Below are 16,211 nucleotides of genomic sequence, written 5' to 3' on the forward strand. Positions count from 1 at the left end.
AAATTAATGTCCTTCTGCCGGATTTTCTATTGTTTCACCATTAATAGGTTTTGCAGGAGCATCATTAAATGACTCAGCCTTATCCATCGGTTTTGTTGATCCCCAATCCTCCGGAGGGGTAGGTTCTTTCCCAGACATAATTTCTTGAATTTGATTGGTATCTATCGTTTCGTATTTGATGAGACTTTGCGCCATCAAATGTAATTTATCGATATTGGTTTCCAATATTTCTTTTGCTCTTTGATAGTTCCTATCAATAATGGCACGAACTTCATCATCAATTTGCTGTGCTGTTCTATCGGACATCTCTTTATGTTTATTCACAGAGCGCCCCAAAAATATTTCTTCTTCTTCCTCACCAAAAGTGAGAGGACCTAAGGCAGATAACCCCCATGTTGTAACCATTTTACGAGCAATCTCTGTAGACCGCATAATGTCATTAGAAGCACCCGTTGTTACACTTTCAGGACCAAAAATTAATTCCTCTGCAATTCGACCACCAAATAAGCTGCACAATTGACTTTCCAAACGGCGTTTGCTGTGACTATATCTGTCTTGTTCTGGTAAAAACATAGTGACACCCAAAGCTCGTCCACGAGGAATTATTGATACTTTATAAACCGGATCATGCTCAGGAACTGACAGACCAACGATAGCATGACCTGCTTCATGATAAGCGGTGAGTTTTTTCTCGTTATCATCCATTACCATGGAGCGTCTTTCAGCTCCCATCATAATTTTATCTTTTGCTTTATCCAGTTCAATCATACCTACTTTGCGTTTATTAGCCCTGGCAGCGAATAATGCCGCTTCATTAACAAGATTGGCCAAATCCGCTCCTGAAAAACCAGGGGTACCACGTGCAATAGCTTTGACTTCGACATGACTATCGACAGGAACCTTTTGTAAATGAACTTTTAATATTTGTTCACGACCTCTAATATCAGGCAAAGGAACGACAACTTGACGGTCAAAGCGACCAGGACGTAAAAGCGCGGGATCCAGAACATCGGGACGGTTAGTTGCCGCTACGACAATAACCCCTTCATTACCTTCAAATCCATCCATCTCAACAAGCAATTGGTTAAGTGTTTGTTCGCGCTCATCATGGCCGCCACCCAGGCCGGCACCTCTGTGCCTACCTACTGCATCGATTTCATCTATAAAGATGATACATGGAGCATGCTTTTTGGCTTGCTCAAACATATCACGCACTCGGGACGCGCCTACCCCAACAAACATCTCAACAAAATCAGAACCTGAAATAGTAAAGAAAGGAACTTTCGCTTCCCCGGCAACTGCCCTGGCTAATAATGTTTTACCTGTACCAGGGGAACCAACCAGCAAAACCCCGCGGGGGATGCGTCCACCCAAATTTTGGAACTTTGTTGGATCACGTAAAAAATCAACAAGCTCTTTAACTTCTTCCTTGGCTTCATCAACTCCTGCAACATCCGCAAAGGTGACCTTAACCTGATCTTCACCTAATAGCCGGGCTCTTGATCTGCCGAAGGACATAGCGCCTCGACCGCCCCCACCTTGCATTTGACGCATGAAAAATATCCATACGCCTATCAATAACAACATTGGGAACCAGTTAATGAATAAATGCAAAAGGAAACTTTCCTGTTGCTTTTCCTGACCACTGACATCTACTTTGCTTTTCAACAACTCACCTAGCAAAGCATTATCTTGCATCGGCATGTACGTGACAAAACGTTTATTATTTTTGGTTACGCCCTTGATGATTTTGTTATCCTCAATCGTAACAGAGTTAACCATCCCTTGATCCACTTCTTGTAAAAATTGGCTATAAGAAATTTTCTCAGCAACTGAGTTACGAGGACCAAAATTACTGAAAACAGAGACAAGAACTATCGCTATTATCAGCCATAAAAATAAATTTTTAACCATGTCGTTCAATGTATTAACCTCGTTAGTTACTTACAATTTTGTTGCGAGACCCAAAATAGCTCTTGCACAGTTCATATCATCCAAAACAACGCTAAATGTATTTATAAATATATATAAAACTACTATAAATTATAGCCCTTTGCCAGCAAATAGGTTTCTTTTGAACGAGATCTTGAAGCAGATGGTTTACGGATTACCACTTTTTCAAAAGACGCCCGTGCCTGTTTGACTACTTCATCAAAACCTGAGCCATGAAAAATTTTAACTAGCATATTACCACCGGGTTTTAACATTTTTTCCGCAAAATCAAAAGCCAGCTCTACCAGATACATCGCTCTTGGAATATCTATTGCTGAGCTTCCACTCATATTTGGGGCCATATCCGATAATAACAAGTCTAAAGTCCTTTGCGGAATCAAATTAATTAATTCTTGCAAAACATTATCTTCACGAAAATCCCCAAGGATAAACTCCACATTAGGCAAAGCATCCATAGGTAAAATGTCCAATGCAACAAGACGACCACTTCCCCTCATCTTTTCCGAAGCGTATTGGGTCCAGCCGCCAGGGGCGGCTCCTAAATCAACCACCGTCATGCCTGGTTTAATGAGAGACTCTTTGTCATCCATTTCCTTAAGTTTATATACGGCACGACTTCGATACCCTTCAGCCTGGGCTTTTTTTACATAAACGTCATCAAAATGTTCTTGCAGCCAACGTTTACTGCTTTTAGTACGACTCATAACAATAAAGATAAAACAATTTTTTCTATGATACAGAATTTTACTACCTTTTCCCAGCAAAACGTGCAATAATTTGCCATTTTATTGTCTGGGATATCGCAGTGGATACGTCTTTTAAACAATCACTTAAAGCCAAGGCCCATCATTTAAAGCCGGTTGTACTCCTTGGTGCGAAAGGTTTAACTGAGGCTATATTGGCAGAAACAAATGTAGCCTTGATAGCGCATGAATTAATTAAAGTCAAAATTAATGGGGCTGAAAAGGAAGATAGAATGCAAATGGCTGAGGAGCTTTGTGAACAACTTGATGCCGAATTAGTTCAGATGATAGGGAATACACTGGTTCTGTATCGTAAAAATAAAGAATGAAATTTGTAATATCGTTACGGAGCATGGAGAAGCAAAGCAAAACAACCTTTTTAACTCAAAGGATTTTCAAATTTCTGCAAGTATAAATAGCCTAATTGGTATGAAGCGTAATCAGTAATATGCCCTTCATCGCGATATACCGGAATCCCATTCAAATCGGCATAACAAACATCATCGCGACATTGAACTTTTTTAGGATCTATTATTACCAATTGAGGGTATTTTCTTCGCATGTTATCAAACAATTGGTTTAACCAAATCTCATTGTCTGAACGGGTTAAAGTAAAGCGACACGCTTCTGAATTATAATGTTGTCTTAATTTAATATGCTTAAAAAAGCATTGATGTAAATTTCCATGCGTTAACGCGGTTGACTCGATTAATACAGGTTTCGCTCCAGAAGATATTATCACCCCAAGTGCTCTGTCCAAGGCATCTGCCAATCGCTTTTGGGTTAATTCTGCAGAATAATCATCACCTAATTGATTGATGATATGAGCTGACACGTAATTGCTCCATACTTGACCTATGATCACGTAATCATAATGATTCTCTTGAATCATGCGATAATATTTTTCCGTTTGATCATAACAGTCCTGATATATTTTATCTTTAAAATGCCACCAATCATAAAGATATATGCCTGGTAAGGAAATACAAGAAGAGGTCCCTTGAGCCAATATTGAAACACCGGCGGATTTCCCTAACACATCCATAAACCCCCAATAATGATTGGAAAAAGAATCACCTATCATAAGGCCAGTCTTGCTATCTTGCTCTTTTGCTCCTATTTTGCATTTCGACTCATTGTCTGCCTTGGTATTGTCTATGCATAACGTTCTGTATGGGCTTTCGTGATTCTTTAATTGTTTATAAACCCTAACCAGCTCCTGATTAAATCGTTGTGGATATCCAGAGTGTGATTTAATGACAAAAGAGCTTAAATGGGAAAATAAAACGGGAAGCAGGAATAAAAGCACAACCGTATAACGAAAAGGAATATGTCTGAATCTTTTCGTTGGTTTTTCTATATATCGCCAGGATAAATAAGCTAAAACAAAAATAATGCTATAGACTATAAATAAAACCTCAAACCGCTCTTCGATAGTTTGGTACCTTAAAACTGAAAAGACGACCCAATGCCAAATATAAAGAGAATAAGATAAAATTCCTATAAAAACTAATGGTCGAAAAGAGAGAGTTTTTACAATAACAAGTGAAGGAAAATTTGTACCTAATGCTATCAACAAACCCGTTGCAAAACATACAAAAAATGTATGCCAATTAGGATATCCAAGAAGAATATTATCCAGTGTCGCGGTATAAATAATAAAAAATAAAGCTGATAAGCCCAAAATAACTAAAATAGACTTATTGATTGAGAACTCAATTCGAGGGCTTAAAGCGATACAAGAGCCGATTAAAAACTCAAATATACGACTGGAAAATTGATAATAGTTTTGGGCAGGAGCCACCTGTGAGTAGTGCAAAGCCAGCAGAAAAAATAAAATGGCTAACCCATACACAACATAGATAACCTGCCTTTTATTTAGAAAACGATATACGGCATACATCACTAGTGGCAATATCAAATAACATTGCCACTCGATTGAAAGTGACCAGGTATGCAACAACGGAAGTTGATGAGTATCGGGTGAAAAATATCCGGTGGTTGTTTTATTAAAGAACAGATTGGAAATAAATAATGATGTTTTACGTGCGCTACGACTAAATTCAATTAAATCATCAGGTAAATAAAACAATAAACTTAGTAGAGTTGTCGCCACTATTAGAGCAACAAAAACAGGCTGTAATCGCCATAACCTGCGGTTATAAAAATCGAAGAATGAAAAATCATTGCGATTCAGTGACTCATGGATAATAGACGTGATGAGAAACCCTGATATAACAAAAAATACATCAACACCGATAAACCCTGATGGAAAAAGAGAGAGACCCCCATGATAAATTAAGACCAATAATATGGCGATGGCTCTTAATCCATCTATATCGGGTCTATAATTCATACCACTTGCTCATTTACATAATTAAAGTAGAAAATATTACCATTTAACTCAGAATACAGAAACTTTTTCTCCAAAATCAAACTTTATCATCAATTAATAGTAATTTATTTACCGCCACCCCTTGCAAATGAGAATGATTATCATTTATATTTAATTTAGAACATAACAATCCTTTCAGGAGATAATAATGGCCTTGGCGTACGGTAATTTTCATGAACTCAGCCATCAATTACGCTTTTTACTATTTGAAATTGGCATAGGACTACCACAAAATAGTGTGGATTATTTTATTACCTTAGCTCATAAAAATACCCTGAACCGTTTACAACACGCGTCCATTAAGGAAAAATTAATTCAATCGACAATTGCCAGTCATCATGTCCATGATTTCATTGATCAATTGCAAATAAAACTGAAAAATTCAATGCCGGAAAGTACGTTCTTTCAATGGCGAAAAATCAGGGCAGCATTAGATGAATCGATTGCTAATGAAGCCTTGGCTTACGCCTATAGGCAAAACTGGAACACCCAATTAAGAAATGAAGCCATGCACTACAAAAGTTTATGGGCGTGGATAAACAATGAACTGTCTCCGTATCAAACACTATTATTTTTGGAACAATGGGGCAGCTTAGCGCATCCTTATCACCCGGCATTCAGAGCAAAAATAGGATTTACGCGAAGAGAAGTACTCCAAAATTCGCCCGAATTCCAAGCTAAAGTCAGTGTGCATTGGTGTGCATTAAATAAAACAAAAATTCAATCAATCAAGCCTAAAATTGACTATATCAACCGAATTTCTCAAGAATTTCCCAAAGAATATTTTTATTGGCGAGAAAAATTGTTATTTAGCCACATAAATCCCGATGAATATTATCCCATTCCTGTTCATCCCTGGCAGTGGCGAAATCAATTACAAATGGCTTTTGCTTCTTTAATTGATAATAAATCCCTCATCCTGTTACCTCATCACCAAACTCTAATACCTTCTTTATCACCTGATATTATGATGCCAACAAAATCCACTCAATATACACTCAAACTGGCTACTACTTTAAGCACCTCATTGGCTGGAAAACTCGATAATTCGGATAACGTGGTATCGCTCACTAACTGGCTTGACTCCCTGTTAGCCAAATCAAACTATTACCAAAATACCTTGTTTATATGTAAAAACCTGGAGAGCATCAGCGCCGATGATCAAACTCTCTCTGAATACAATCGAAAAAAATTATTGTTTGGCTTATATCAAAACCCACTCCACAAAATAAGACAGAACCAAAGAGTAGTTCCATTACCTGCCTTATTAACTCACTCACCTTGTACCAACACACCATTACTCATTGAAATTATTAAAGCAAGCGATCTTCACCCAATGGCTTATTTCACTGAGTATTGTTATAAGATGTTATTTGGACAGTTGCATCTATTGCTAAAATATGGGTTAGCACTAGAAGTGGAGCAACACAATATTTTAGTTATCTTCGATGATAATAAACCTCAGGGAATAATTATAAAAGAGCCAAACAACCTTAAGATATGCCATCATGAATTATTTAAAAACGTTCAAAAACCCGACGTTTCAGACCACTTATCTATCTATACAAAAGATCTTAATAAAATTAGAACCCTTTTCATTCAGGGAACATTAAAAAATCATCTAAATCACTTGATTGGTTGTTTACGTGATGAGTATCAGATTTCTGAAAAAACTTTATGGGGATTAACTCGCCAAACCATGCAAACTGTATTTAAAGACTTACCCAAAGACATTGAACCGCGTATTCTAAGCTGGCAGCAACATCTATTGCTTCATGATAACTGGGAACATCAACCTGAATTGCTATTAAGCCTGCATTCAAACCTCAATCCAAATATTACAATAAAGGAATCCAATCCATTATCTGAGACCTAAGTTCTAATTACAAAATCTTAACAGGAGTAGCCTTACAAACCCATGCGCTCTTGTTCCAATCTTAAAATATGAGAGTTTCTCAGAGCCGAGATGTGGATGCTATAAGTCAATAAATCCCAATTGATTTCTCAATAAGGTGACAGAGACAATGGTATTGTATAAACTAATTCACATACGCCATTTGAAACACTCAAATAATAGAGTATTGTTGGCACAATATATTCCCTCCTCAGCACTAAAAATAAAGAGGAGGAACTAATTATCGTATAACAGATGATACTAAAACATATTCCCAATACCTTAACATTGCTAAGATTAGCTTTAATAGCTCCTTTTCTAATGTATTTATTTCATCATGAATACGTTAAGGCCTTTTATCTATTTATCGCAGCAGGATTAACTGATGGTTTGGATGGTTGGTTAGCCAGACATTTTCAATGGCAAAGTTTTTTTGGATCATTTGTTGACCCTCTTGCCGATAAATTGTTAGTTGCCTCCAGCTTCATCTCTTTAGCTCTCTTAAACTCCTTGCCCTGGTGGTTAGTACTGCTTGTTTTTTTAAGAGACTTCACTATTTCAATGGGAGTATTGGCTTGGTACTACTTTATACAGCGCAAATTGGATTTTGAGCCCACTCGCCTTAGTAAACTCAATACAGGTTTCCAATTAACTTTAGTGACTTTATGTTTGTTTGAATTAGCTTACTTTAGATTCCCCTATGATTTAGTTGATATACTCATCTATTTAACTGCCTTTACAACCGTTACTTCCTACCTTGATTATGTTTGGACCTGGGGCAAAAAAGCCTGGTCCCCCAAAGAATCGTTAAAATGAATAAACAGCTGGCCCTGGCAATAAAATTGAATGATGAGGCAACCTTGAATGACTTTAATTGGGGGAATAATACCTTGTTGCAACAACAATTAATTGAAATGCTTTCTTTTAAGGCCGATAGGTTGCTCTATCTTTGGGGCCCTAAAGGAAGCGGCAAATCCCATTTACTGCAAGCTTGTTGCCAAGCTATTAATTTAACCCAATCAGCCATTTACCTTCCTTTAGCTTTTTTAAAAGAATGGGGACCACAAAGCATTGAAGGATTAGAAGATCAAACTTTAATTTGTATCGATGATATTAATACCATTGCTAACGATTCGGCCTGGGAAGAAGCTTTATTCCATTTATATAATAAGATAAAGGACTCTGAACGTTCGCTTTTAATTATATCGGGCAATCAGCCGCCAATAAAATGTGACATTAAACTTGCGGATTTACGCTCCAGACTAAGTTGGGGATTAGTTATCCAGTTGAATGAATTAAACGATGATGAAAAAATAAACACACTCAAAATGCGCGCAGCAAAACGTGGATTTGAACTTCCAGAGAGTGTAGGACATTTTTTATTAAACCGGTGTTCTCGAAACATGCATGATTTATATGAGCTCCTCAACCGGCTAGATGATGCATCTTGGGAAGCTCATCGTAAAATTACTATACCTTTTGTTAAAAATATTTTGAAAATATAAGGGGTTATTACTCTCATTTATAAGCTTATTTGAGAGTTTCAATGAGAACCCACCGTAATCCTTTTATCATTTTCTATATATTACCTACCGACAGAGTTAATGATGTGGCAGATTCATGGAGTTACGACAATTACGACACTTCAATTTGACAAAAATGAAAACGAGTCTATATTTATAGAGTTGCACAATTTTTTATCTGCTATTCGCTATTACCTAGATAATTTATGGATAAATTATACAGCGAACTATTAAAGCGAAAAAAATGTTTCATGGAGAGAGCAATGAACAAACACGATGTTAAAGCTATTCACTCATACGTTGTAGATGAAGAAGATAAAAAAATCTCCTTAAAATTAATAAGTAAATTATATCACTTCCTCTCCAAGTATTATCACCTAGCCAACCAAGAAGAATTTATAGGTTTAATCATACAGCCTGATTTGTATGGGGAGTTGACGGTTCTCTATGGAGAAAATAAAGAAATAGCTGGATTCAGTCGTAACTGCAGGCAATCTATTGATTTGGGAAAAAAACAAGTGACTTGTTATATCGCTTATATGTACCTAAATCCTGAATACCAAATTCATGCATCTATTAAAAGTGCTGGCCTCACTCAGGCGATAAAATACAAGTTAGCTAATCCTCAAGAGGAATTGGCTTATATAGCATTTGCCAACAACCCCTTAACTTACGAATTTATTTATCAATTGAGCGACCTAATATATCCTAAACCATTACAAAGGGTTCCAGATCAAATATTGACTGTTCTAAACGCCCTTAAAAAACAAAATGGCTGGATTTCAACCAATAATCATCCTATGGTTGTCAATTCCCCATTGGTTCCTTTAAGAAGTCAACTCTCAAGAATTAATGAAGAAAGTAGTGAATTAAAAGAGTTTTATATGTCGGCTAATCCCGATTATTTGCAAGGAAACTCCCTTTTAATCTATATGCCTTTGCATTTAGCTAACATAGGCTATGGATTGAATCATTATGATTCTGACTCCTACCATAATCAGAAACAGCATCATCAAGGCCCTTCTCATCGTAAACGCTCTCCTGCTTCCGATTTGAGGAATTAAAGTGAAAGGAATACACATTAGAACTTGTCTTTAATCCAGTAGTACCTTCTAATTTCTTTTCAGGAGCCTGGTGTACACTCATCTCCTTCATTTGTTTGCCGATGTCTATCAGTTTATTCTCCAAATTAGCCACTTTCGAGAGCAAATCCGAGGTAGTCATTACCTTTTCATCAAGGTTGTTTAGTTTTTTCAATTCTTTGTCCATTTTCGACTTTCCACATAATTTTTCTATTTTATCCTCATCCAAACCAAACCATTCGCTAACGAGTTTATTTACTCCTACGCGTTGTACATACCAATACAAACTAAAGGCAGCCAAGCCAACAATCACACTAAATAATAAAACTGGCCAAAATGTAGGTGTAACAGAAGTCATAACCAGAGCCAGCATGAAGGTCGCTACTGATTGCCCGGCAAAAAAACCCCCACCAAAAAAGAGTATTCCAGATACTCCAGAAACTATTGTTTTAGCGACATCCATTTTTGGGCTATTCAGTGCTAAATCAAATTTCTCGCCAGCTTTTACTAAAGACTTGACGCGATCTTGCAGCATCACAAGGGTTAAATGTAACTCGTTCAACTCCTCCATTGACATGGAAGCAAGAGAAAGGCTGTCAATTTTTTTTCTAATTGCCTTAATTTCTTCCATTTGCAGCAGGTATAAATCCAATAGCTTGGGGGTATCGGTTAACTTTATTTCCAGGTTTTGAGAGACCTGGACTAAATCAAATCCATAAAATACAACAACGGATAAAGCGGAAAATAAAATACCTGCGCAAAGGACAAACCAGGCAGGGAAGGGTAATACAGCCATCATGGTTGTAATGCTGTCAAAACCCTCGCACGCAGCTAATAATGTCCCAGCTATTGCCAAAAGCCAGAATTTCAACTTATTAGAGACAGGCGGTTCTTTTTCTACAGGCTTAATTTCCTCATCCGATCCATTCAATGAAGTATTTAAGTCACGTAGCAACTCGGCATACAAAGCAGCCTCTATGAACTCCCTTTTCTTTTTCATTGTTTTTGAAATTTTGGATAAATTGGAAAGATCAGTGGTTAACAGTTGAATTAAGCATGAAAAATCAATTGACGAACTCCCATTCGCTAAATTGGAAGACTCAAATCCACCCAAATTTAAGTAATCGTTTAATAATTCCAGAGAACGCTGACTTAGCTTAATTTTTTTTTCAAGCCCCACTTTATACTCCAAGCAAATTAACTCATAGAACCTGAGAACCTTAACCCGGTAATCATTAAGGAAAGATCGATTTTAAGTACATATTTTATACATTTTTTATTAAATTAACATTAAGAGACATGTAATAGGACAAAAATAGTAATAAATAATTTCTGGTTATCTTCTACTCAAAAACGCACTAACAATATATGGCAAAAGCAAAAAACGGCAATTGGTGATATTAAAACCAACCAAATTGCCGAAAAGGGAAATAAACAAACCTAGTGACTGGGAATATAGGTCGTGGAGTATTCTACTGTTTCTATATCCTTATTTCCTTTCAAGGAAGGGACTGTAATATAGCGGCTTAACCGAGGCGATACTAACCACATAATAACTGCAATCAATAGAGTAACAATGCCAATACAGGCAAATACATCGGAATAAATCAATAAAGACTCAACTCCTGGTTTGATGTTCTCAGGAAGTGCTGTAAAAGACGCGACTGTTGCGCCAATAAATCCTGCCACTGCAGAGGTTAAAAACCACATTCCCATAACAAACCCTGCATTAGCAGCCGGCACTAATTCAGCAACCATTGCAACACCAAGAGCTGATACTAATAACTCGCCAAGACTTTGGAATAAATAACTGAAAATCATCCACCAGGAAGAAACCATGCCATTTCCAACATAAAAATAACGAGCAAAATACAGCATTAAAAAGCTCACTGCACACATGGTCATGCCGAATGCAAATTTATAAGGTATAGAAAATAAAATATTATGTTGGTGCAATTTTCTATAGAAATAAGCTAATACGGGACTCATTAATACAATCCATATTGGATTTAGAGCTTGAAAGCTCTGCGGATCAATTGTGATGCCCAGGACAGTAGGTATTACATTATTTACAGCGAACAGATTTAATGAAGTAGGCATCTGTTGGTATAAAGTAAAAAATATGACTGCTTCGATCATTAAAACCAAAGCGACTAACATTCTCATAAAAAAAGCCTGAGTTTGTTTGCGCATTAAATAGATATAAACACACACTACGAGCAGTGTAATACCCCACAACAGATTTTTAGCAAGCATGACATGTTGTAATAAGTAAGCTGATATTCCAGTAAGCATTAAAACACCAGCTATTATTATTCCCCAGTGAAGAACAGTTATTTTTCGAAGATCCGCTTTTGTATTGACATGCGCCACATGTTGTCGTTGATACCAATAATTCACAATACCCAAAATCAACCCTATTGCACTAATCATGTAAGCATATGAGTAACCATAAGCGCTTGATACTGCTGGTCCAACGAATAATGCAACCATACTGCCCAAATTAATAGCCATATAATAAAGGGTAAAACCGCCATGTAATCGCGGATCATTGTCATCATAGCATTTGGATAACAAATTCGATGGATTCGCTTTGAATAGACCATTGCCTACACAAATTAAACCTAATGCAAGAAATACATGCTGCTTATCAGTGACTGCAAGAGAAAAATAACCCAGGGCCAGCACAACAAGCCCGAGAACTATGGTTCGTTTGGTGCCAAGAATCCTGTCGCCTAAATATCCACCAATAACCACCATCCCATACACCAGCGCAGAATAAGCACCAAAGGTATAGTAAGACTCTAAATCGCTATAACCCAGGTAACGAATAAAATAAAGAGTAAGAATTCCCTGAACTGTATAGAATCCAAATCGCTCCCACAACTCCAACATAAAAATCATGTGAAATGCACGAGGTTGCTCACGAAATAAATTCAGCATGAATTTTCATTCCTTGATAGTAATTTTTTTTAACTTAAAGGAAATTCTTGTTTTTTGCAATGCAGATTTAAATTTTAGGGGCATCAGGATGCTCTATATCTGACTCGCTTTCTCCATCCTCATCATCATTCTCTTTGGCTGGTAGTTTTCTGGAACCCAACGTTCCTGGAGAGGGAGAGGTGGATAGAGATGAAAAATGCTGAAGCTTATCTGGCGACGCTTCCTCTACTTCCTCTTTTTTTTCCATTCTTACTTTTTCCTTGAGCCTGTTGATATTTACTGATAACCCTACCAGTACATCCTCAGTTGATTCATGTACAGGTTTATGTTCCTCTGAATCCGCAGAAATTGGCATCTCAGCATCTATTGGCGGTAAATCAAACTCATTATCGATTTGCAAAGAATCTTCTTTTTTTTCTTCTTCCTCATGACTTAAAGTCGGTTTGTTATCTATATCCTGTGATTCAGCACTCTCACTTGGGGTTGATTTTAATTTATTGTAGAGCCAGACAGCCGTTGATTTAACTAATGGCGCACTTACCCTAGCAACGAAATACGCACCTCCAGCAATTGCTATTCCAGCCAACATTCCCCCGCCAACGGGCGGGAAAAATAAAGTGACAGTCAAGGCTACGATAGTAAGCGCAGACAAAGCAACCGCGACAGTCCTGTCAACAACCTTCATTGTATCCAACTTTTTGATTTGTTGTTCTAATTGCAACTCGTTGTTTTTTAAACTCTGGATTTGTTTTTTCTGCCTGTTATAGTCCTCCTGGACAACTGATATTTCAAATAAAATGGCTGCTATTTGCTCTTCATTGTCAGCGCTTTGTAAAAGGGATTCTAAATGCTTGGCTTTATCCTGAATTTTCAGCATTTCATCCTCTTCTCTTATGATCTCCGCTTTTAACTTTTTCCTTTCCCTGCCTAGTTGATAGCGTTCGTAAAGAGTTTTTCCTAATAAAAACGCACCCACACCTAAACTGAGGCCTGCTGCAGCAAAAGCTATATAAGGAGCTGCTACCGGAACTGCCAATGCGGTTATTGTCAATCCTAACAATACTGCGGAATAAAGCCATTTTGCATTATTACTCAAATTAACAGGCACTTCTTCGCCTAGCAAATAAGCTGATAAATAAATAATAGGAATGCGCAGAAAATCAAAACCGGCCATGGCCACACCGCCAAAAGCAAAACCGTGAGCTAAAGATTCTTTGCCCGGGGTATGGGATATACTAGTGATTCGCTCACCAATTTTGACAGCTACGTCACCCGTATCATCAACCGTTTTTAAAAATTTTGACAGCAAGGGAATCCGTTTTGTGGCTTTTTTTAATAGTGACGTTTTATCTAAAGGAGTCAACGGATATTCAATAGGAAGCTGCATCGACTGTAACAGTTGAAGAGCTTTTTCTATTTCAAATTTTCTGAATCTTTCGTCTTTTGTAATTCCCATCACAGTCACTCAAGAAAAGCATTGATTTAATTTATATATATCAATTCATTATCAAGCAAAGATGGCATTGGCAATTCTTTCTTGCTAATTAGTCCTGATTTCAACTATATTTCTAATTATAATAAATAAAATAAAACATGATGGCTAAAAAAGCTCTATATTTGGCAGGTGGTGGTGCTCGAGGTGCTTATCAAGCAGGGGTACTCAAAGCAATCGGGCATATTTTACAAACCAAAACGCTACCTTTTGACTTGGTAAGTGGTGTCAGCGTAGGCAGTGTCAATGCAGCCGTACTTGCTGAAAATGCCAATGATTTTCCTGCCGCCCTGGATAAACTCGAGGCCATTTGGGGTGAAATTCATTGTCAACAAATCTACAAGGCAAGTAATTACGAATTGAGCAAATCAGTAATGCGTAATTTAAGCACCTTAATTATCAAACAACGTCAATCAGGGCATTTGCTTGATACAACACCATTACGGCAATTTCTGGAAGAAAACATTGACTTCACACGAATCGAACAAAATATACAAGAAGGATACCTTGATACTTTCGAAGTCTTAAGCGCCTGTTATGAAACACATCAAACCATCTCTTTCTATGCCCATAATCATTCAGAATTTGAAGATTGGAATTATCCACGTCATAGCAGCCAACGTGCGGTGATTAATGCCCAGCATATTCTGGCATCAAGCGCCTTACCACTGTTCTTCCCCCCTGTCAGTCTCAATGGATTCCATTATGGCGATGGAAGTATAGGTTTGGTCGCCCCCCTTCGCGGAGCTATTCGTTTTCAAGTCGATAGAATTCTCATCTTAGGCACCAGGGAATTACCCGAATTTACCGATCCAGAAACCTTGCGCAATGGTGAAATCGCTTTCGCCCATATTCTAGGCAATATGATGAATGGGCTTTTTCTGGATAATCTGGATAGGGATATAGAAATGGTCAATCGTATGAATGAAATAGCTACTCTTTTATCCATGTGGAAAAAACGACGCTCTCCCTGGAGACCTATCTCAACGTTGCATTTACGCCCGAGCAGAGCAATGGCCTCAGTAGCGCAAAACCATTACACCAGCATGCCAGTATTGCTTCGATTTTTATTAAATATTATGGGAGCCAGGAGTCATTCCGGTGATCTGCTTAGCTTTTTACTCTTTGAAAAAGAATTTACTCGGGAATTACTGGAATTAGGATACCAGGACACTATTGCCGCAGCCACAGAAGTCAGCGCTTTTTTTAGTTAGCCAGAGTTTGGTTGCAAAAGCACATCAACCTGTTATGCAAACTTCCGATTTAAAAAGATCGCAGTTGCGCTAAGATTTCCTTGGTAGAAGGCATAATATCATTCCATATAAAGAATGCTTCGGCAGCTTGCTCTACTAACATACCTAATCCATCAGCTGCTTCACACCCTCCATTACGAGCATATTGAACAAAGGCAGTACTTGTTTTTTTATTATAAGCTAAATCATAACAAAATGGTTTATGGGATAACACTTCTTCAGGTAATACAATGACTTGACCTGACAGACTCGCAGAAGTGGCATTAATGATTAAATGAAAGGACTCTGACAACTCAGCAAAACTTGCGACATTAATTTGAGGAAATTGACGCTGTAATTCTTCTGCTTTTTCCAAAGTCCGATTAGCAACCATTAATTTTAACGGTTTCGTTTCTAATAAAGGAAAAATAATCCCTCTTGCGGCTCCGCCAGCCCCCAGAATCAGAATTTTTTTATCTTTTAATTCAAGAAATCGGGATAAATCACGTATCAAACCAATACCATCGGTATTGTCAGCATGTAATTGATTTTCTTTCATCCAAAGGGTGTTTGCCGCGCCAGCCAGGGTACATCTCGGCGTGCGTACTGTTGCTAATTCATAAGCGCGTTTTTTATAAGGTAAAGTGACATTAAGTCCATTGCCATATTGGATAAAGAAATCAGATACCTGCTGTTCAAACCTGACATCATCACCCAGGATTTTTTCATAAATCAATTTAATTTGGGTTTGTTGAGCAAACATTTGATGAATAACAGGAGACAAACTATGTGCAATTGGATTACCTATCACTGCAAAATGGTGAAGCACAAAAAAACTCCTTTATCCTATAGGTTTCGTTGGTTTTCTAAATTATAAACTTTTTTCACCCAAGCAGCACATCAATCCATATTTATCTTAAATCGAATCCTTGATGATCAAGCTGAAAAGTTAAT

12 protein-coding genes and 1 pseudogene are annotated in these 16,211 nt (G+C 37.5%); 6 read left to right on the forward strand and 7 right to left on the reverse strand.

Features of this window, described 5'->3' with window-relative positions:
* Nucleotides 1–3 precede the first annotated feature (3 nt).
* Both ftsH and rlmE read right to left on the reverse strand, forming a co-directional pair.
* Nucleotides 4–1,914, reverse strand: coding sequence for an ATP-dependent zinc metalloprotease FtsH (ftsH, locus tag OQJ02_RS13945; protein ID WP_265719581.1), 1,911 nt, complete (start codon nucleotides 1,912–1,914; stop codon nucleotides 4–6).
* A 122-nt stretch (nucleotides 1,915–2,036) separates the two neighbouring features.
* Nucleotides 2,037–2,657, reverse strand: coding sequence for a 23S rRNA (uridine(2552)-2'-O)-methyltransferase RlmE (rlmE, locus tag OQJ02_RS13950; protein ID WP_265719844.1), 621 nt, complete (start codon nucleotides 2,655–2,657; stop codon nucleotides 2,037–2,039).
* Between the two features lie 101 nt (nucleotides 2,658–2,758).
* Here rlmE and yhbY point away from each other — a divergent pair, with 101 nt between their 5' ends.
* Nucleotides 2,759–3,025: a ribosome assembly RNA-binding protein YhbY gene (yhbY, locus tag OQJ02_RS13955; RefSeq protein WP_265719582.1), complete on the forward strand. Its 267-nt coding sequence runs from the start codon at nucleotides 2,759–2,761 to the stop codon at nucleotides 3,023–3,025.
* Between the two features lie 50 nt (nucleotides 3,026–3,075).
* On the opposite strand, the gene OQJ02_RS13960 is transcribed toward yhbY, so the two are convergent.
* Entirely contained in the window at nucleotides 3,076–5,052 is a 1,977-nt protein-coding gene (locus OQJ02_RS13960; RefSeq protein WP_265719583.1) for an acyltransferase family protein, read from the reverse strand.
* Nucleotides 5,053–5,239: 187 nt separating this feature from the next.
* Here OQJ02_RS13960 and OQJ02_RS13965 point away from each other — a divergent pair, with 187 nt between their 5' ends.
* The 4 genes from OQJ02_RS13965 (at nucleotide 5,240) to OQJ02_RS13980 (ending at nucleotide 9,572) form a co-directional block, all read left to right on the forward strand.
* Nucleotides 5,240–6,967 carry an IucA/IucC family protein gene (locus OQJ02_RS13965; RefSeq protein WP_265719584.1) on the forward strand — a complete coding sequence of 576 codons (1,728 nt, stop codon included), beginning with the start codon at nucleotides 5,240–5,242 and terminating at the stop codon, nucleotides 6,965–6,967.
* Between the two features lie 273 nt (nucleotides 6,968–7,240).
* The gene (locus tag OQJ02_RS13970) at nucleotides 7,241–7,801 is read left to right on the forward strand and encodes a CDP-alcohol phosphatidyltransferase family protein (RefSeq protein WP_265719585.1); all 561 of its coding nucleotides are present in this window, start codon (nucleotides 7,241–7,243) and stop codon (nucleotides 7,799–7,801) included.
* Nucleotides 7,798–8,490, forward strand: a complete 693-nt coding sequence (gene hda, locus OQJ02_RS13975) for a DnaA regulatory inactivator Hda (protein ID WP_265719586.1) — start codon at nucleotides 7,798–7,800, stop codon at nucleotides 8,488–8,490. The genes OQJ02_RS13970 and hda overlap by 4 nt, the downstream gene beginning before the upstream one ends.
* A gap of 281 nt (nucleotides 8,491–8,771) precedes the next feature.
* Complete coding sequence (locus OQJ02_RS13980; protein WP_265719587.1) at nucleotides 8,772–9,572, forward strand: hypothetical protein; 801 nt, start codon at nucleotides 8,772–8,774, stop codon at nucleotides 9,570–9,572.
* Here OQJ02_RS13980 and OQJ02_RS13985 read toward each other — a convergent pair.
* The 3 genes and pseudogenes from OQJ02_RS13985 to OQJ02_RS13995 all read right to left on the reverse strand — a co-directional run bounded on the left by OQJ02_RS13985 (nucleotide 9,457) and on the right by OQJ02_RS13995 (nucleotide 13,989).
* Nucleotides 9,457–10,863 (reverse strand): annotated as a pseudogene (locus OQJ02_RS13985) (hypothetical protein). The gene OQJ02_RS13980 and the pseudogene OQJ02_RS13985 overlap by 116 nt on opposite strands.
* A 167-nt stretch (nucleotides 10,864–11,030) precedes the next feature.
* Nucleotides 11,031–12,533, reverse strand: a complete 1,503-nt coding sequence (locus OQJ02_RS13990; protein WP_265719588.1) for an oligopeptide:H+ symporter — start codon at nucleotides 12,531–12,533, stop codon at nucleotides 11,031–11,033.
* Nucleotides 12,534–12,600: 67 nt separating this feature from the next.
* Nucleotides 12,601–13,989, reverse strand: a complete 1,389-nt coding sequence (locus tag OQJ02_RS13995) for a hypothetical protein (protein WP_265719589.1) — start codon at nucleotides 13,987–13,989, stop codon at nucleotides 12,601–12,603.
* Nucleotides 13,990–14,126: 137 nt separating this feature from the next.
* Here OQJ02_RS13995 and OQJ02_RS14000 point away from each other — a divergent pair, with 137 nt between their 5' ends.
* Nucleotides 14,127–15,239 carry a patatin-like phospholipase family protein gene (locus OQJ02_RS14000; RefSeq protein WP_265719590.1) on the forward strand — a complete coding sequence of 371 codons (1,113 nt, stop codon included), beginning with the start codon at nucleotides 14,127–14,129 and terminating at the stop codon, nucleotides 15,237–15,239.
* A gap of 49 nt (nucleotides 15,240–15,288) precedes the next feature.
* On the opposite strand, the gene aroE is transcribed toward OQJ02_RS14000, so the two are convergent.
* Nucleotides 15,289–16,086 (reverse strand): shikimate dehydrogenase, encoded by a 798-nt coding sequence (gene aroE / locus OQJ02_RS14005; protein WP_265719591.1) that lies wholly within the window; start codon nucleotides 16,084–16,086, stop codon nucleotides 15,289–15,291.
* Between the last annotated feature and the right edge of the window lie 125 nt (nucleotides 16,087–16,211).

Source organism: Legionella sp. PATHC032, assembly GCF_026191185.1.
In the GTDB taxonomy this organism is placed as follows: Bacteria; Pseudomonadota; Gammaproteobacteria; order Legionellales; family Legionellaceae; genus Legionella.

Bases quoted from the DNA above. Each gene is read 5' to 3' on its own strand.
- OQJ02_RS13960 (WP_265719583.1), bottom strand. From the start codon at position 5,052: ATGAATTATAGACCCGATATAGATGGATTAAGAGCCATCGCCATATTA.
- OQJ02_RS13995 (WP_265719589.1), bottom strand. From the start codon at position 13,989: ATGGGAATTACAAAAGACGAAAGATTCAGAAAATTTGAAATAGAAAAA.
- OQJ02_RS13980 (WP_265719587.1), top strand. From the start codon at position 8,772: ATGAACAAACACGATGTTAAAGCTATTCACTCATACGTTGTAGATGAA.
- OQJ02_RS14000 (WP_265719590.1), top strand. From the start codon at position 14,127: ATGATGGCTAAAAAAGCTCTATATTTGGCAGGTGGTGGTGCTCGAGGT.
- ftsH (WP_265719581.1), bottom strand. From the start codon at position 1,914: ATGGTTAAAAATTTATTTTTATGGCTGATAATAGCGATAGTTCTTGTC.
- rlmE (WP_265719844.1), bottom strand. From the start codon at position 2,657: ATGAGTCGTACTAAAAGCAGTAAACGTTGGCTGCAAGAACATTTTGAT.
- OQJ02_RS13970 (WP_265719585.1), top strand. From the start codon at position 7,241: ATGATACTAAAACATATTCCCAATACCTTAACATTGCTAAGATTAGCT.
- OQJ02_RS13965 (WP_265719584.1), top strand. From the start codon at position 5,240: ATGGCCTTGGCGTACGGTAATTTTCATGAACTCAGCCATCAATTACGC.
- hda (WP_265719586.1), top strand. From the start codon at position 7,798: ATGAATAAACAGCTGGCCCTGGCAATAAAATTGAATGATGAGGCAACC.
- OQJ02_RS13990 (WP_265719588.1), bottom strand. From the start codon at position 12,533: ATGCTGAATTTATTTCGTGAGCAACCTCGTGCATTTCACATGATTTTT.